This window comes from Pseudomonas sp. PsB (assembly GCF_043658375.1).
GTDB lineage: Bacteria > Pseudomonadota > Gammaproteobacteria > Pseudomonadales > Pseudomonadaceae > Aquipseudomonas > Aquipseudomonas putida_Z.
This window is the reverse complement of record NZ_JBIGLU010000007.1, coordinates 13,140-29,318: the sequence shown is the minus strand read 5'-3', so window position 1 is coordinate 29,318 and position 16,179 is coordinate 13,140. Positions and strand designations below refer to the sequence as shown.

Here is a 16,179-nt window from a genome sequence, read left to right as displayed (position 1 = left end):
GGTTCGTTTCCTTTTGCAGGGTCGCAAGGTTCACAAGGTTCATGGTCATACCGCGGCCACTACCACAGCGCCGAGTACCAGCACTGCGCCAACGGCGATCGAAGCGGTGTACCAGCGCAGCTGGCCGGTCTCGGTCTTGCTCATGGCGACGTGGCCGCCGCGAGCCAGGCGAGGGATCAGGCCGATGCTGCGGTCAACCGGGTCCTTGCGCAGGATGTGGCTGATCAGCAGGTAAGGTTTGACGAACAGCTTGTCGTAGATCCAGTCGAAGCCCCAGGCGGCGAACCACCAGGCCGACAGGACACGACCGATACCGCTGTTGGCGACGGCGCTGACGAAGCGGCGCTTGCCCAGGAACAGCAGGGCCGACAGCAGGATACCGGCGATGGCGATGGCGCCCGAAGTGAGCTCCAGCGCGTGCTTGGCTTCGCCACCGGCGTGGCCGGCGCTTTCAGGCAGCACGCCTGCCAGCGGCGGGGTGATCCAGGCGCCGACGAAGGTCGACAGCACGATCAGCACGCCCAGCGGCAGCCAGTGGCTGATGCCGTGGCCAGCGTGGGCTTCGGTCTTGGCTTCGCCGTGGAAGGCGATGAAGATCAGGCGGAAGGTGTACAGCGAGGTCATGAACGCACCGACCAGGCCGGCGTACAGCAGGCCGGTGTTGCCGCTGGCGAAGGCTTCCCAGAGGATCTCGTCCTTGGAGTAGAAGCCCACGGTCACGATCGGCAGTGCAGCCAGGGCAGCGCCACCGACCACGAAGCTGGCGTAGGCCAGCGGCAGTTTCTTCCACAGGCCGCCCATCTTGAAGATGTCCTGCTCGTGGTGGCAGGCAACGATCACCGCACCGGAGGCAAGGAACAGCAGGGCCTTGAAGAAGGCGTGGGTCATCAGGTGGAAGATCGCCGCGTCCCAGGCGCCAACGCCCAGGGCCAGGAACATGTAGCCGATCTGGCTCATGGTCGAGTAGGCGAGGATACGCTTGATGTCGGTCTGCACCAGCGCGGCGAAGCCGGCCAGTACCAAGGTCACGCCACCGACCACGCCTACCAGGTGCAGGATGTCCGGCGCCAGCAGGAACAGGCCGTTGGTACGGGCGATCAGGTACACGCCCGCGGTCACCATGGTTGCCGCGTGGATCAGCGCGGAGACCGGAGTAGGGCCGGCCATCGCGTCGGCCAGCCAGGTCTGCAGTGGCAGCTGGGCCGATTTACCGACCGCACCACCCAGCAGCATCAGGGTTGCCAGCACCATCCAGGTGTCGCCAGCCTGGAACTTCTGCGGGGCCAGCACCAGCAGCTCCTGCACGTTCAGGGTACCCAGCTGGACGAACAGGATGAACAGGCCGATGGCCATGAACACGTCGCCGATACGGGTGACGATGAATGCCTTGAGTGCCGCGTTACCGTTGTTGCGGTTGCTGTAGTAGAAACCGATCAACAGGTACGAGCACAGGCCCACGCCTTCCCAGCCGAAGTAGATGAACAGCAGGTTGTCGCCCAGCACCAGGAACAGCATGCTGGCGATGAACAGGTTGGTGTACGCGAAGAAGCGCGAGTAGCCGGCTTCGCCACGCATGTACCAGGAGGCGAACAGGTGGATCAGGAAGCCGACACCGGTGACCACGCCGAGCATGGTGACCGACAGGCCGTCCAGGTACAGGGTGAAGTTCGGCGCGAAGCCGTCCACCGACATCCACTGCCACAGCAGCTGGCTGTACGCGCCGCCTTCAGGCGGGGCGACGTTGAATTGCCAGATGACGTAGGCGGCGGTGGCGGCCGAAAGGCCTACCGAGCCGACGCCGATCAGGGCGGACAGGTTCTCCGAGAACCGCCCGCGCGAGAACGACAGCAGCAGGAAGCCGACGAGGGGGAAGACGAAAGTCAGGAAGAGAAGGTTCATCCGCGCATCTCACTGGCAGCATCGATGTCGAGAGTGTGGAAGCGGCGATACAGCTGCAGCAGGATGGCCAGGCCAATGCTGGCCTCGGCGGCTGCCAGGCTGATCACCAGAATGAACATCACCTGGCCGTCGGGCTGGACCCAACGGGCACCGGCGACGACGAACGCCAGGGCAGAGGCGTTCATCATGACTTCCAGGCTCATGAGCACGAAGAGGATGTTGCGGCGGACCATCAGGCCAACCAGACCTAAGCAGAACAGGATGCCGGCGACTGCCAGACCATGCTCGAGAGGGATAGCACCCATGATTTACTCCTTCGCCTCGTTGCGGCCCAGGTGGAAGGCGGTGACGGCCGCGGCCAGCAGCAGCATCGAAGCCAGTTCGACCACCAGCAGGTAGGGGCCGAACAGGCTGATGCCGACTTCTTTCGGGCCCACGGTGGTACCGCTGATGCCGGCGCCGCTCGGGGTGACGAACAGCACGTACAGCAGCTCCAGCAGCAGCAGGGCGGCGAGGATCACCGGCCCGGCCCAGATACCAGGCTTGAGCCAGCCCCGTTCCTGGGCGACCGAAGCCGGCCCGAGGTTGAGCATCATCACCACGAACACGAACAGCACCATGATGGCGCCAGCGTAGGCGATCACTTCCAGGGCGCCGGCGAACGGCGCACCCAGGGCGAAGAAGATCATGGCCACGGAAATCAGCGAAATGATCAGGTAAAGCAAGGCGTGCACGGGGTTGGTGCCGGTCACCACCCGAAGGGTGGAGACCACGGCGATCCCGGATGCGAAGTAGAAAGCGAATTCCATCTTTCTGTCCTTATGGGAGCAAGCTCTTCACGTTGATCGGCTCGGCTTCGTTCTGTGCAGAGCCCTTCGGCTTGCCAGCGATTGCCATGCCGGCAACACGGTAGAAGTTGTAGTCAGGGTTCTTGCCGGGGCCGGAGATCAGCAGATCTTCTTTCTCGTACACCAGGTCCTGACGCTTGAACTCGGCCATTTCGAAATCCGGAGTCAGCTGGATCGCGGTGGTCGGGCACGCTTCTTCACACAGGCCGCAGAAGATGCAGCGCGAGAAGTTGATGCGGAAGAACTCCGGGTACCAGCGGCCGTCCTCGGTCTCGGCCTTCTGCAGCGAGATGCAGCCGACCGGGCAGGCCACCGCGCAGAGGTTGCACGCTACGCAGCGCTCCTCGCCATCGGGGTCGCGGGTGAGGACGATGCGGCCGCGGTAGCGCGGCGGCAGGTACACGGGCTCTTCGGGGTACTGCAGGGTGTCGCGCTTGCGGAACCCGTGGGAGAACACCATTGCCAGGCTGCGCAGCTGGGTGCCGGTGCCCTTAACGATGTCGCCGATATACTTGAACATGGGTCAAATCCTCACTGGGCCGCGACGGCTGGTGTGTTGTAGAGCACGATCGCAGCGGTCACCAGCAAATTGATCAGGGTCAGCGGCAGGCAGAACTTCCAGCTGAAGTCCATCACCTGGTCATAGCGTGGGCGCGGGATCGAGGCGCGCAGCAGGATGAACAGCATGATGAAGAACGCGGTCTTCAGCGCGAACCACAGGAACGACAGTTGCGGCAGGATGCCGAACGGGCCGTGCCAGCCGCCGAAGAACAGGGTTACCAGCAGCGCCGAGATGAGGATGATGCCGATGTACTCACCGACGAAGAACATGCCCCATTTCATGCCGGCATACTCGATGTGGTAGCCGTCGGCCAGTTCCTGTTCCGCTTCTGGCTGGTCGAACGGGTGACGGTGAGTCACGGCGACGCCAGCGATGAAGAAGGTGCAGAAGCCGAAGAACTGCGGAATGATGAACCACAGGTTCTGGGCCTGGTATTCAACGATGTCGCGCATGTTGAACGAACCCACCTGCACCACCACGCCCATCAGCGCCAGGCCCAGGAACACTTCGTACGACACGGTCTGTGCCGAGGCACGCAAGCTGCCCAGCAGGGCGTACTTGTTGTTCGACGACCAGCCGGCGAACAGCACCGCGTAGACAGACAGGCCGGCCATGGCGAAGAAGAACAGCAGGCCGATGTTCAGGTCGGCGACGCCCCAGGTCGGGGTGATCGGGATGACCACGAAAGCGATCAGCAGGGCGCTCATGGCCACTACCGGTGCCAGGGTGAAGATCACGCGGTCGACGAAGGGCGGGTTCCAGTCTTCCTTGAAGAACATCTTCAGCATGTCGGCAGCGATCTGGAACATGCCGAACGGGCCGACGCGGTTCGGACCGTAACGGTCCTGCCACCAGCCCAGCAGGCGGCGCTCGACGAAGCTGAGCAGCGCGCCGCAGACCACCACCGCCAGCAGGACCACGATGGCCCGCAGTACGGTCAGGATCACATCGATCACTTCGGGGGTGAACCAGCTCATTGTGCTGCCTCCTGCAGACCTTCGACGGATGCACCGAAGATGGCAGGCGGAATGCCGGCCAGGCCTTTCGGCAACGCGACCAGGCCAGCGCCCAGCTCTTCATTGATACGCAGCGGCAGGCGCAGGGCCACACCGGCAACGTTCAGGCTCAGCAGGGCACCGTCGTTGACGCCCAGGCGGTCGGCTTCGGACTTGGCCAGGGCCACGTAGGCTGCCGGGATGCGCTCTTGTACCGGGGCGGCGCGCGAGGAGCTTTCTTCGCTGCCGAACAGGTGGAAGAACGGCACGGCAGTCCAGGTGCCACGGGCCGGGTTGAAGGCGCCCGGAATGGCGTTGAACCAGTGCAGGCGGTCGCCTTGCGATTCGATCAGGCGTACGCCCGGGTCACCGGCACGCAGGTGACCACCGACCTCGTCCTGGAACTTGTTCCAGGCTTGCGGCGAGTTCCAGCCCGGCGACCAGGCGAACGGCACCTGCTGGCGCGGTTCGGCCGAACCCGAATAGCCTTCCATGGAGAAGGCGAACGCGGTGTCCTTGTCTTGCGGGGTACGCGGCTCGTGCACGCTGATGTTGGCGCGCATGGCGGTACGGCCGGAGTAGCGCAGCGGCTCACGGGCCAGCTTCATGCCCTTGATGCGGAACGCGGCGCTTGGCGCGGCGTTGACGATGCCGGCCAGTTGCGGGGCGGCTTCGGCGCAGGCGCTGGTAACGTGGTCCAGCTGGGTCCAGTCGACCGGCTTGTTCAGCAGGGTGGCACGCAGGGCGTGCATCCAGCGCCAGCCTTCGTGGATCTGGATGCTGCTGTCCAGGTATTGCGGGTCGAATACCTGGAAGAAGCGCTGGGCACGGCCTTCCTGGCTGACCAGGGTACCGTCGCCTTCGGCGAACGAGGCGGCCGGCAGCACCAGGTGGGCGCGGTCGACAGTCGGGGTTTTCGAGTGGTCGGCAACGATCACTACCTTGGCCGCGGCCAGGGCTGCATCGACCTTGGCGGCCGGTACGCGGGCGTACAGGTCGTTTTCCAGCACGACGATGGCGTCGGCCTTGCCGCTGATGACCGCGTCCAGCGCGGCATCGACCGACTCGCCACCGAGCATGGCCAGGCCGAGGCTGTTGGCTTCAGGCACCACCAGGCTCAGCGAGCCGTTCTTCTCGCGCAGCTTCAGCGCCTTGGCGATGTTGGCGGCGGCTTCGATCAGCGCCGGGTCGGCCAGCGAGGTACCGGCCACGACCAGTGGGCGCTTGGCCGCGACCAGGGCGTCGGCGATGCGCTGGGCCAGGGCTTTCGCTTCGGCGTCCAGGCCTTCTACGGCAGGGGCGCTCGGGTCGATGGCGTGGGCCACGGCGAAACCGATGCGGGCCAGGTCGGCCGGGGCGGCGTGCACGCATTCTTCGGCAACGTCGTCCAGCTTGGTTTCAGCCAGCGAAGCGATGAACAGCGGGTACAGCGCGTGCTGGCCGATGTTCTTCACGGCGGCGTCGAGCCACGGCTGCACCTTCATCGCTTCGGCCATGGCCTCGGCCTTGCCCTTGGTGGCCTGGCGCACGGCCAGGGCGACGCGGGCAGCGGTCTGGGTCAGGTCTTCACCGAGCACGAACACGGCGTCGTGGTCTTCGATGTCGCGCAGGGTCGGCACCGGCAGCGGGCTGTTGTTCAGCACGTTCAGGGCCAGGCGTACGCGGGCCAGTTCACCGGCTTCCATGCCCGAGTAGAAGTATTCGGCACCGACCAGCTCACGCAGGCCGTAGTTGCTTTCCAGGCTGGCGCGTGGCGAGCCGATACCGACGATGGTACGGCCGCGCAGCAGGTCGGCGGCCTTGTCCAGGGCAGCGTCCAGGCCCAGCTTGGTGCCGTCGGCCAGGTGTGGCTGGCGTGGGCGATCCTTGCGGTTGACGTAGCCATAGCCGAAGCGGCCACGGTCGCACAGGAAGTACTGGTTGACCGAACCGTTGAAGCGGTTTTCCACCCGACGCAGTTCGCCGTAGCGCTCGCCCGGGCTGATGTTGCAGCCGCTGGAGCAGCCGTGGCAGATGCTGGGGGCAAACTGCATGTCCCACTTGCGGTTGTAGCGCTCGGAGTGGGTCTTGTCGGTGAACACGCCGGTCGGGCAGACCTCGGTCAGGTTGCCGGAGAATTCGCTTTCCAGCACGCCGTCTTCGACGCGGCCGAAGTACACGTTGTCGTGGGCGCCGTAAACGCCCAGGTCGGTACCACCGGCATAGTCCTTGTAGTAGCGCACGCAGCGGTAGCAGGCGATGCAGCGGTTCATCTCATGGGCGATGAACGGGCCGAGGTCCTGGTTCTGGTGGGTACGCTTGGTGAAACGGTAGCGGCGCTCGTTGTGGCCGGTCATTACCGTCATGTCCTGCAGGTGGCAGTGACCGCCTTCCTCGCACACCGGGCAGTCGTGCGGGTGGTTGGTCATCAGCCATTCGACGACGCTGGCGCGGAACGCCTTGGACTCTTCATCGTCGATGGAGATCCAGGTGCCGTCGGAGGCAGGGGTCATGCAGGACATGACGATACGACCGCGGGTGTCGTTCTCGTCGGTGTACTGCTTGACCGCGCACTGCCGGCAGGCGCCAACGCTACCAAGCGCCGGGTGCCAGCAGAAATAAGGGATGTCGAGGCCGAGCGACAGACAGGCCTGTAACAGGTTGTCTGCACCGTTGACTTCGAGCGCTTTGCCGTCTACGTGGATAGTGGCCATTGTTCAAAGTTCTTCGTTGGCCCGCGTGAGCGGGCGTGGCTAATGGAAATCGGTGAGCTTGCGACACGCCACGATTTCTCGGGCCTGCCGGCAAGCTGGCGAGTGGCACGGACCACCCGCCTAATCATCTTGTTATGCGCCGACCACGATCGGCTTGGCCAGGTTGGGGCGCAGGGCATCGCCAGCCGCAGCTGGAGCGACACCGGCCTCGAACTCGGACCGGAAGTATTTGATGGCACTGCCCAGCGGCTCGACGGCACCTGGTGCGTGAGCACAGAAGGTACGGCCAGGGCCGAGGAAGTTGACCAGGCCCAGCAGCGTCTCGATGTCTTCGGCGCGGCCCTGGCCTTTTTCCAGTGCGCGCAGCATCTTCACGCTCCACGGCAGGCCGTCACGGCATGGGGTGCACCAGCCGCACGACTCGCGGGCAAAGAACTCTTCCATGTTGCGCAGCAGCGAAACCATGTTGATGCTGTCGTCCACCGCCATGGCCAGACCGGTACCCATACGGGTGCCGACCTTGGCGATGCCGCCGGCATACATCTGCGCGTCGAGGTGCTCGGGCAGCAGGAAGCCGGTACCGGCGCCGCCTGGCTGCCAGCACTTGAGCTTGAAGCCGTCGCGCATGCCGCCGGCATAGTCTTCGAACAGTTCGCGGGCGGTGACGCCGAACGGCAGTTCCCACAGGCCCGGGTTCTTCACCTTGCCTGAGAAGCCCATCAGCTTGGTGCCGTGGTCTTCGCTGCCTTCGCGGGCCAGCGACTTGTACCAGTCGTTGCCGTTGGCGACGATGGCCGGGACGTTGCACAGGGTTTCGACGTTGTTCACGCAAGTCGGCTTGCCCCACACGCCAACGGCGGCAGGGAAGGGCGGCTTGGAGCGCGGGTTGGCGCGGCGGCCTTCCAGCGAGTTGATCAGTGCGGTTTCTTCACCACAGATGTAGCGGCCGGCACCGGTGTGCACGAACAGCTCGAAATCGAAACCGCTGCCGAGGATGTTCTTGCCCAGCAGGCCGGCGGCCTTGGCTTCCTCGATGGCGCGGTTGAGGTTTTTCGCTGCGGTGGTGTATTCGCCACGCAGGAAGATGTAGCCACGGTAGGCCTTCAGGGCGCGGGCGCTGATCAGCATGCCCTCGACCAGCAGATGGGGCTGTTGCTCCATCAGCATGCGGTCCTTCCAGGTGTTCGGCTCCATTTCGTCCGCGTTGCACAGCAGGTAGCGGATGTTCATGGATTCGTCTTTGGGCATCAGGCCCCACTTCACGCCAGTGGGGAAGCCTGCACCACCGCGGCCCTTGAGGCCGGAGTCCTTGACGCTTTGCACGATGTCGTCGGCCGACATCTGCGCCAGCGCCTTGCGGGCGGCAGCGTAGCCGTTCTTCGATTCGTACTCGGCAAGCCAGACCGGCTCGCCGTCGTCACGCAGGCGCCAGGTCAGCGGGTGGGTTTCGGCCGTGCGCGCGATGCGGTTGGCCGGGCCGAAGGAAGTAATGGTCATACGTAACCCTCCAGCAGTTTGGAAACGCCAGCCGGCTGCACGTCACCGAAGGTGTCGTCGTCGATCATCAGCGCCGGGGCCTTGTCGCAGTTGCCCAGGCAGCATACCGGCAGCAGGGTGAAGCGCCCGTCGGCGGTGGTCTGGCCCAGGCCGATGCCCAGTTCGCTTTGAATCTGGCTGACCACGGATTCATGGCCGCCGATGTAGCAGACCATGCTGTCGCACACGCGGATGATGTGGCGGCCGACTGGCTGACGGAAGATCTGGCTGTAGAAGGTGGCGACACCTTCGACGTCGCTGGCCGGGATGCCCAGTACTTCGCCGATGGCGTGGATGGCGCCGTCCGGCACCCAGCCACGTTCCTTCTGGACGATCTTCAGGGCTTCGATGGACGCCGCGCGCGGGTCCTCGTAGTGATGCATTTCGTGCTCGATGGCCGAGCGCTCGGTTTCGCTCAGGGCGAAACGGTCTGTCTGGATAAGCGTGCTGTTCATGCTTAGCGGTCCACGTCAGCCATAACGAAGTCGATACTGCCCAGGTACGCAATGAGGTCGGCGACCATGCTGCCTTTGATCACCGAAGGGATCTGCTGCAGGTGCGGGTAGCTCGGGGTGCGGATCCGGGTGCGGTAGCTCATGGTGCCGCCATCGCTCGTCAGGTAGTAACTGTTGATGCCCTTGGTCGCCTCGATCATCTGGAACGACTCGTTGGCCGGCATGACCGGGCCCCACGAGACTTGCAGGAAGTGCGTGATCAGGGTTTCGATGTGCTGCAGGGTGCGCTCTTTCGGCGGCGGCGTGGTCAGCGGGTGATCCGCCTTGTACGGGCCTTCCGGCATGTTGCGCAGGCACTGGTCGATGATGCGGATACTCTGGCGCATCTCCTCGACACGGACCATGCAGCGATCGTAGGCATCGCCGTTGTGGGCCAGCGGTACTTCGAACTCGAAGTTCTCGTAGCCGGAGTAGGGGCGGGCTTTACGCAGGTCGAAGTCGCAACCGGTGGCACGCAGGCCGGCACCGGTGGTACCCCAGGCCAGGGCTTCCTTGGTGTTGTACGCGGCAACGCCGATGGTACGGCCCTTGAGGATGCTGTTCTGCAGGGCCGCCTTTTCGTACTCGTCGAGGCGCTTGGGCAGCCATTCGACGAAGTCCTTGACCAGCTTGTCCCAGCCGCGCGGCAGGTCGTGGGCGACGCCACCGATGCGGTACCAGGCCGGGTGCAGGCGGAAACCGGTGATCGCTTCGATCACGGTGTACGCGCGCTGGCGGTCGGTGAAGGTGAAGAACACCGGGGTCATGGCGCCGACGTCCTGGATGTAGGTACCCAGGAACAGCAGGTGGCTGGTGATACGGAAGAACTCGGCCAGCATCACGCGGATGGTGTCGACCTTCTGTGGCACCTTGATGCCGGCCAGCTTTTCGACCGCGAGCACGTACGGCAGGTTGTTCATTACCCCGCCGAGGTAGTCGATACGGTCGGTGTAGGGGATGAAGCTGTGCCAGGACTGGCGCTCGGCCATTTTCTCGGCGCCACGGTGGTGGTAGCCGATGTCCGGTACGCAGTCGACGATCTCTTCACCGTCCAGCTGCAGGACGATACGGAAGGCACCGTGCGCGGAAGGGTGGTTGGGGCCGAGGTTGAGGAACATGTAGTCCTCGTTGGCGCCTTGGCGCTTCATGCCCCAGGCTTCCGGGTTGAAGCGTGCCGATTCCTCTTCAAGCTGCTGCTTGGCCAGGGTCAGGCTGTAGGGGTCGAACTCGGTGGCGCGGGCCGGATAGTCCTTGCGCAGCGGGTGGCCTTCCCAGGTGGGCGGCATCATGATGCGGCTGAGGTGCGGGTGGCCGGCAAAGTCGATGCCGAACATGTCCCAGACTTCGCGCTCGTACCAGTTGGCGTTCGGCCAGATACCGGTCACGGTCGGCAGGTTCAGGTCGCCTTCGCTGAGCGACACCTTGATCATCACATCGCTGTTACGCTCGATCGACAGCAGGTGGTAGAACACGCTGAAGTCGGCAGCTGGCAGGCCGCGGCGCTGGGTGCGCAGGCGCTCGTCGACGCCGTGCAGGTCGTACAGCATGCTGTACGGTTTGGCCACGCCGCGCAGGAAGCTGAGCACTTCCTTGAGCTGCTCGCGCTTGACCCACAGCACGGGCATGCCGGTGCGGGTTTCCTGGGCGACGAATGCTTCGGCGCCAAAACGGTTGTGCAGTTCGACGACCACATCCTGGTCGTCAGCCTTGTAGGGCGGAATGAAAATAGCGTTGTCCGCTGTCATGGTCTCGGTCGCTTTGGGTCAACGTTAAGAATGAAGCCAGGCCGCCGGCTCCAGGGGAGCGGGCGGCAGGTCGCTGGATCAGACTTCGTCGGGGCTGCGCAGGTTGGTTACTGCAATGCGCTGCTCACGACGCAGGTCTTTCTGGGCTGGCATCTCGGCACGGTAAATACCTTGATCACCAACAACCCAGGAAAGCGGGCGTCGTTCTTGGCCGATCGACTCCTGCAGCAGCATCAAGCCTTGCAGGAAAGCCTCAGGGCGTGGCGGGCAGCCAGGCACATAGACGTCCTCGGGGAGGAACTTGTCGACCCCCTGAACGACCGAGTAGATGTCGTACATGCCGCCGGAGTTGGCGCACGAACCCATGGAGATGACCCATTTCGGCTCGAGCATCTGCTCGTACAGGCGCTGGATGATCGGCGCCATCTTGACGAAGCAGGTACCGGCGATGACCATGAAGTCGGCCTGACGCGGCGATGCCCGGATGACTTCGGCGCCGAAGCGGGCGATGTCGTGGGGTGCCGTGAAGGCCGTGGTCATTTCCACGTAGCAGCAGGACAGGCCGAAGTTGTACGGCCAGAGGGAGTTCTTGCGGCCCCAGTTGACCGCGCCACGCAGCACATCTTCAAGCTTGCCCATGAAGATGTTCTTGTGGACCTGGTCCTCCAGCAGTTGATCGGTGACGGTTTCCCGTTCACCGACCGGGTACTGCTCGTTGGGCGCATCCGGATCGATTCTGGTGAGATTGTATTGCATGCCAAAGCCTCATTGTTTCAGCTTCGCTTGCCGCTTGCGGCGACCTTCGGGAGCCCAATCAAGTGCCCCGACGCGCCATAGGTAGACAAGACCAGCCAACAGAATTGCTATGAAAACGAGTGCTTCGACGAATCCGGTCCAGCCGCTTTCGCGGACGGACACAGACCATGCAAAGAGAAAGAGGGCTTCGATATCGAAGATCACGAACAGCATCGCGACCAGATAGAATTTGGCGGACAGGCGCAGGCGGGCGCTGCCGACGGGCAGCATGCCGGATTCGAAGGGTTCGTTCTTGGCGCGGCCCCAGGCCTTGCTACCGAGCAGGCTGGACAGGCCGAGCATGAAGGCGCACAGGCCGACGACACCCAGGAGGAAGATGGCAAAGCCCCAGTTGTGGGCGATGAGTCCTGCCGAATCGGACATGCTAGAGATCCTTATACAGAGACCCAGCTCTGCAGTCTGAAATAAGTGTAGAGCGGCGACTTGGTGTCGCACATGCAGTGACCAAATGTCGCAGCTGAATCAATCGCGCTGATTTTATGGGTAAACCCCGTGCAAGTAAAATTTCTGTCGCAAATTTATTCGTAGGATTAAGTACAAAAGCCGCTTGTAACTGGCTGAAAGCCTTGAGATTCGGGCATTGCGTGCGGTTTTGTTAATTATGTTTCTTGCGACGGGTAACGAATTGCAAGTTTCGTAATGATAATTGATATCATTTGACCTGATGCCTGATATTTCCCCTGTTCTGCGTCTTGTAAAGTTCATCTGGCGATTCCCCCTACTTGCAAATGCGAAAAGCGCCTGTTCTAGCAGCTTCCGATGCCGCTTGCCCCGCTCTGGGTCAATACTTTATCGATTGAGCGATGACTGGCTGATGAAGCGATCGCCCACTGGCCGAGCCAGTAGGTGAGGATGATCAGGTACGGCGCGGCGGCGAACGGGCTGACGAAGCGGTCGATACCGATCAGGCTGTCGGAGAGCACGAACAGGCAGGCGCCGAGCGCGGCGAGCCCGCCGCAGGCCAGGGCGCGCCAGAGCATGGCGCTGATGGCCAAGGCATAGAGCACGACCGGGATCAGCAGCGGGCCGAGGCCGTGGCTGGCCAGCACGCCGAGCAAAGTGATGCCGGTGATGGCGCTCAGCAGCAGTGCGGGCAGGGCTGGGCGCAGGGTCTGGCTGCAATAGGCGCGCAGGTAGGCCAGGTGGGCGCAGAGGAAGGCGGCCAGGCCGAACACGAACAGGTCGGCGGGGATGGCCAGCAGGATGTCGCCGAGTACCGAGAATGCCAGGCCGAGGGTGATCCAGCGGCGATAAGGTGTGGCGCGAGCACTGCGCAGCCAGGCGATCAGGGCCAGTACCGGGATCGGTTTCGCCAGCAGGGCGAGCAGGGTGTTGTCGCTGGCCAGTGCATATATATAGAGGGCGGCGGCGACCAGGGCGAGAATCATCAGATGGCTTGGACGAAGCATGGGCGGTCCTTGCGGCTGTGCTGCCTCAAGCATAGACCTGATCGTGGGTTTTGCTCCCTCCTGTACCGGCCCTTTCGCGGGCATGCCCGCTCCCACAGGATCACCGCAGTCTTCAAGACTTGCACAGGCCCTGTGGGAGCGGGTTTACCCGCGAATAGGCCGGTGCAGGCGCTGCCGAAGTGCGGCATAAAACAGATTTGTCCCCTTCCATGTAGGCCATTTCCCAAACATACTCCTGTCGCGCATTTTCCGTTGCCGCTGCTCAGGCAGCGCTCTAGTCTCGGCATGTCGTTGCTCATCAACGATACAGCTTTGACAGGCTGTGACGGTAAATAGTGTGCGGCTCGCCCTTATGGTGGCTGTGCGTGCGGGCACGCTTGCGTGCGCCGGAACTTAGCTATTTCCGCCGGTCTGTCAACCCACGTACAGCTGCCACCCTTCTGTTTGACAGCAGGCGGGTGCCCGGCCATAGAAGGTAAATAGCTATGCTGAAAGTTGTCCCCGATCCACCCCACAACCCCCATTCCCTCGAAGACACCCTGATCCAGGCCACCGACTACGCGCTGTGCGCGGCGACCGTGGTGCATCAGGCCTTGCTGCTGCAGCCCAAATCACCGGCGTCGATCCTGATGATGACCTCGATGCATGAGCTTGAGGCGCTGCGGGCTTTGCTTGAGTCGGCATTGATCCAGATGCAGATGCCCGCTGAGCCCAGGACTTCACACTAGGGCTGATTAATGTGTTGCCAGGGCCGGCCCTTTCGCGGGCACGCCCGCTCCCACAGGATCACCACAGCCTTCAAGGTTTGCACAGTACCTGTGGGAGCGGGCGAGCCCGCGAAGAGGCCGGCCCTGGCAGTCGAGAGTTTTCAGGGGAATGATCAATGACAACAGAAGACACCCAGTTCACCGTCGGCAAAACCTCCTTCTACCAAGGCGAAAACGGCACCCACCCACAGTTCCGCATCGAACCAGGCATTCCCTGTCGTGACGCCCGCGAGCAGTCTTCGGAATTGATGGGTTACGTGCGCGAACTGACCATCACCGGCCTGATGGATGAGAAACCGATGATGATCTGGGCTGCCCACTATCTGAGCGCGATGGCCAAGGCGCTGATGGATGATGCCGAGCTGGGCATGAAGCACTGAGGTGCTACCGACAGGCGCGATTTCTCCTGTGGGAGCGGCCTTGCGTCGCGATTGGGGTGCGAAGCGCCCCCGGGATTTGTGCATCATCGCAAGATTGCCGGGGCCGCTTTGCGGCCCTTTCGCGACGCAAGGCCGCTCCCACATGTTCGGCGCTAACCTGTTGTCCTTGAAGGGTGTGGTACAGACCAAAAAGAAAGGCCCGGGGCTTCAACAAGCCTCGGGCCTTTCTTCAACAGCAACCCACTATCAGTGGAACTGCTCTTCCTCGGTCGAACCGGTCAGTGCAGTCACCGACGATGCGCCACCCTGGATCACGGTGGTCATGTCGTCGAAGTAGCCAGTGCCCACTTCCTGCTGGTGCGCCACGAAGGTGTAGCCTTTGTTGGCGTCAGCGAACTCCTGCTCCTGCAGCTTCACGTAGGCGGTCATGTCGTTGCGGGCGTAGTCGTGCGCCAGGTTGAACATGCCGTGCCACATGTTGTGGATGCCGGCCAGGGTGATGAACTGGTGCTTGTAGCCCATTGCCGACAGCTCGCGCTGGAACTTGGCGATGGTCGCGTCGTCCAGGTTCTTCTTCCAGTTGAAGGAAGGCGAGCAGTTGTACGACAGGATCTGGTCCGGGTACTCCTTCTTGATCGCTTCGGCGAAGCGGCGGGCTTCGTCCAGGTCCGGCTTGGCGGTTTCGCACCAGATCAGGTCGGCGTACGGTGCGTAGGCCAGGCCGCGGGCGATGGCCTGGTCGAGGCCGGCGCGTACCTTGTAGAAGCCTTCACGGGTGCGCTCGCCAATCACGAACGGCTGGTCGTACGGGTCGCAGTCGCTGGTCAGCAGGTCGGCGGCGTTGGCGTCGGTACGGGCCAGGATGATGGTCGGCACGCCCGATACGTCAGCTGCCAGGCGCGCGGCCACCAGCTTTTGCACGGCTTCCTGGGTTGGTACCAGCACCTTGCCACCCATGTGGCCGCATTTTTTTACCGAGGCCAGCTGGTCTTCGAAGTGCACGCCGGCGGCGCCTGCTTCGATCATGTTCTTCATCAGCTCGTAGGCGTTCAGTACGCCACCGAAACCGGCTTCGGCGTCGGCCACGATCGGTGCGAAGTAGTCGATGTAGCCATCGTCGCCCGGGTTCTTGCCGGCTTTCCACTGGATCTGGTCGGCGCGGCGGAAGGCGTTGTTGATGCGCTTGACCACGGTCGGTACCGAGTCGACCGGGTACAGCGACTGGTCAGGGTACATGGACTCGGCCGAGTTGTTGTCGGCGGCAACCTGCCAGCCGGACAGGTAGATGGCCTGGATGCCGGCCTTGACCTGCTGCACTGCCTGGCCACCGGTCAGGGCGCCCATGCAGTTGACGAAATCTTTTTCTGGGCGGAAGGATGGGTGGGCACCTTCGGTGACCAGCTTCCACAGTTTTTCTGCACCCAGGCGGGCCAGGGTGTGCTCCGGCTGCAGGGAGCCACGCAGGCGAACGACATCAGCGGCGGTGTAGGTACGGGTCACGCCTTTCCAGCGCGGGTTCTCGGCCCAGTCTTTCTCGAGGGCTGCAATTTGCTGTTCGCGTGTCAGTGCCATGGAAATAAACCTCGTCGCATCGATCTTGGGGTAATTGTGCTGATGCTCGGAGCAGATCAGGAGCTGGCGGCTGTCCTGTTCGCAGGAGTGCGGCGGCGAACGCGAAGGCTCGAAGGGGAAGGGTGTGCAGGCCAGGCGAAAGGGTGCTCCGGCAGGTTGGCTCGTGGTTGCCTTGCTGCGGTGCTACGCGGTTGCCAGTACTGCGGTGATGCGCTTCCGTCCCTCGGGACAACTTCTTCGTTGCAGTCGCAATCCCGTCGAACCGCCTTGTGGGCCGTATAGACACGAGACGCCTCCAGGGGTGGGAGGAGTGCGCCTCGAAGGCCCTTGCCAGGGCCCCTGATTAGCGGGAGCGAGGCCATCATGCCCTTGGGAAAAAGACCCTGTCAAATGTTTTGTAGTGGTTTTTTTCACTTACTACATCTTTGGTCTAATGCGACTTGGCAGTCAGTTTCAAGGCCTT

General features: G+C 63.0%; 15 protein-coding genes. 2 read left to right on the top strand and 13 right to left on the bottom strand.

Going from position 1 to position 16,179, the window contains the following annotated elements:
* Positions 1-45 precede the first annotated feature (45 nt).
* From nuoL to ACGLHT_RS11550, 12 genes are all read right to left on the bottom strand, one after another.
* Entirely contained in the window at positions 46-1,899 is a 1,854-nt protein-coding gene (gene nuoL, locus ACGLHT_RS11605) for an NADH-quinone oxidoreductase subunit L (RefSeq protein ID WP_025339925.1), read from the bottom strand.
* On the bottom strand, positions 1,896-2,204 hold the full coding sequence (gene nuoK / locus ACGLHT_RS11600) for an NADH-quinone oxidoreductase subunit NuoK (RefSeq protein ID WP_003251446.1): 309 nt from the start codon (positions 2,202-2,204) through the stop codon (positions 1,896-1,898). Before nuoK ends, nuoL begins: the two co-directional genes overlap by 4 nt.
* A gap of 3 nt (positions 2,205-2,207) precedes the next feature.
* Positions 2,208-2,708 carry an NADH-quinone oxidoreductase subunit J gene (nuoJ, locus tag ACGLHT_RS11595; RefSeq protein WP_003261007.1) on the bottom strand — a complete coding sequence of 167 codons (501 nt, stop codon included), beginning with the start codon at positions 2,706-2,708 and terminating at the stop codon, positions 2,208-2,210.
* Between the two features lie 10 nt (positions 2,709-2,718).
* Complete coding sequence (gene nuoI, locus ACGLHT_RS11590) at positions 2,719-3,267, bottom strand: NADH-quinone oxidoreductase subunit NuoI (protein WP_003251442.1); 549 nt, start codon at positions 3,265-3,267, stop codon at positions 2,719-2,721.
* Positions 3,268-3,278: 11 nt separating this feature from the next.
* Complete coding sequence (gene nuoH, locus ACGLHT_RS11585) at positions 3,279-4,286, bottom strand: NADH-quinone oxidoreductase subunit NuoH (protein WP_003251440.1); 1,008 nt, start codon at positions 4,284-4,286, stop codon at positions 3,279-3,281.
* Positions 4,283-6,997, bottom strand: a complete 2,715-nt coding sequence (gene nuoG / locus ACGLHT_RS11580; RefSeq protein ID WP_075045810.1) for an NADH-quinone oxidoreductase subunit NuoG — start codon at positions 6,995-6,997, stop codon at positions 4,283-4,285. Before nuoG ends, nuoH begins: the two co-directional genes overlap by 4 nt.
* 132 nt (positions 6,998-7,129) lie before the next feature.
* Positions 7,130-8,494, bottom strand: a complete 1,365-nt coding sequence (gene nuoF / locus ACGLHT_RS11575; RefSeq protein ID WP_085602199.1) for an NADH-quinone oxidoreductase subunit NuoF — start codon at positions 8,492-8,494, stop codon at positions 7,130-7,132.
* The gene (gene nuoE / locus ACGLHT_RS11570) at positions 8,491-8,988 is read right to left on the bottom strand and encodes an NADH-quinone oxidoreductase subunit NuoE (RefSeq protein ID WP_003251433.1); all 498 of its coding nucleotides are present in this window, start codon (positions 8,986-8,988) and stop codon (positions 8,491-8,493) included. Before nuoE ends, nuoF begins: the two co-directional genes overlap by 4 nt.
* 2 nt (positions 8,989-8,990) lie before the next feature.
* Complete coding sequence (gene nuoC, locus ACGLHT_RS11565; protein ID WP_013973384.1) at positions 8,991-10,772, bottom strand: NADH-quinone oxidoreductase subunit C/D; 1,782 nt, start codon at positions 10,770-10,772, stop codon at positions 8,991-8,993.
* 78 nt (positions 10,773-10,850) lie between these two features.
* Complete coding sequence (locus ACGLHT_RS11560) at positions 10,851-11,528, bottom strand: NADH-quinone oxidoreductase subunit B family protein (RefSeq protein ID WP_274120724.1); 678 nt, start codon at positions 11,526-11,528, stop codon at positions 10,851-10,853.
* A gap of 9 nt (positions 11,529-11,537) precedes the next feature.
* Positions 11,538-11,951 carry an NADH-quinone oxidoreductase subunit A gene (locus ACGLHT_RS11555; protein ID WP_003251427.1) on the bottom strand — a complete coding sequence of 138 codons (414 nt, stop codon included), beginning with the start codon at positions 11,949-11,951 and terminating at the stop codon, positions 11,538-11,540.
* Between the two features lie 383 nt (positions 11,952-12,334).
* Positions 12,335-12,997 carry a lysoplasmalogenase gene (locus tag ACGLHT_RS11550; RefSeq protein WP_274120725.1) on the bottom strand — a complete coding sequence of 221 codons (663 nt, stop codon included), beginning with the start codon at positions 12,995-12,997 and terminating at the stop codon, positions 12,335-12,337.
* 485 nt (positions 12,998-13,482) lie between these two features.
* Between ACGLHT_RS11550 and ACGLHT_RS11545 the strand changes: the two genes are divergently transcribed.
* Positions 13,483-13,725: a hypothetical protein gene (locus ACGLHT_RS11545; RefSeq protein ID WP_274120726.1), complete on the top strand. Its 243-nt coding sequence runs from the start codon at positions 13,483-13,485 to the stop codon at positions 13,723-13,725.
* 155 nt (positions 13,726-13,880) lie between these two features.
* Positions 13,881-14,144: a DUF3077 domain-containing protein gene (locus ACGLHT_RS11540; protein ID WP_274120727.1), complete on the top strand. Its 264-nt coding sequence runs from the start codon at positions 13,881-13,883 to the stop codon at positions 14,142-14,144.
* Between the two features lie 246 nt (positions 14,145-14,390).
* On the opposite strand, the gene aceA is transcribed toward ACGLHT_RS11540, so the two are convergent.
* A complete protein-coding gene (gene aceA, locus ACGLHT_RS11535; RefSeq protein WP_013973380.1) occupies positions 14,391-15,716 on the bottom strand; it encodes an isocitrate lyase in 1,326 nt (441 codons plus the stop codon).
* Between the last annotated feature and the right edge of the window lie 463 nt (positions 15,717-16,179).

Coding starts and splice junctions, on each gene's coding strand:
- nuoE (WP_003251433.1), bottom strand. CDS start 8,988: ATGAACAGCACGCTTATCCAGACAGACCGTTTCGCCCTGAGCGAAACC.
- nuoL (WP_025339925.1), bottom strand. CDS start 1,899: ATGAACCTTCTCTTCCTGACTTTCGTCTTCCCCCTCGTCGGCTTCCTG.
- nuoJ (WP_003261007.1), bottom strand. CDS start 2,708: ATGGAATTCGCTTTCTACTTCGCATCCGGGATCGCCGTGGTCTCCACC.
- aceA (WP_013973380.1), bottom strand. CDS start 15,716: ATGGCACTGACACGCGAACAGCAAATTGCAGCCCTCGAGAAAGACTGG.
- nuoC (WP_013973384.1), bottom strand. CDS start 10,772: ATGACAGCGGACAACGCTATTTTCATTCCGCCCTACAAGGCTGACGAC.
- ACGLHT_RS11555 (WP_003251427.1), bottom strand. CDS start 11,951: ATGTCCGATTCGGCAGGACTCATCGCCCACAACTGGGGCTTTGCCATC.
- nuoF (WP_085602199.1), bottom strand. CDS start 8,494: ATGACCATTACTTCCTTCGGCCCGGCCAACCGCATCGCGCGCACGGCC.
- ACGLHT_RS11560 (WP_274120724.1), bottom strand. CDS start 11,528: ATGCAATACAATCTCACCAGAATCGATCCGGATGCGCCCAACGAGCAG.
- nuoI (WP_003251442.1), bottom strand. CDS start 3,267: ATGTTCAAGTATATCGGCGACATCGTTAAGGGCACCGGCACCCAGCTG.
- ACGLHT_RS11540 (WP_274120727.1), top strand. CDS start 13,881: ATGACAACAGAAGACACCCAGTTCACCGTCGGCAAAACCTCCTTCTAC.
- nuoK (WP_003251446.1), bottom strand. CDS start 2,204: ATGGGTGCTATCCCTCTCGAGCATGGTCTGGCAGTCGCCGGCATCCTG.
- nuoG (WP_075045810.1), bottom strand. CDS start 6,997: ATGGCCACTATCCACGTAGACGGCAAAGCGCTCGAAGTCAACGGTGCA.
- ACGLHT_RS11550 (WP_274120725.1), bottom strand. CDS start 12,997: ATGCTTCGTCCAAGCCATCTGATGATTCTCGCCCTGGTCGCCGCCGCC.
- nuoH (WP_003251440.1), bottom strand. CDS start 4,286: ATGAGCTGGTTCACCCCCGAAGTGATCGATGTGATCCTGACCGTACTG.
- ACGLHT_RS11545 (WP_274120726.1), top strand. CDS start 13,483: ATGCTGAAAGTTGTCCCCGATCCACCCCACAACCCCCATTCCCTCGAA.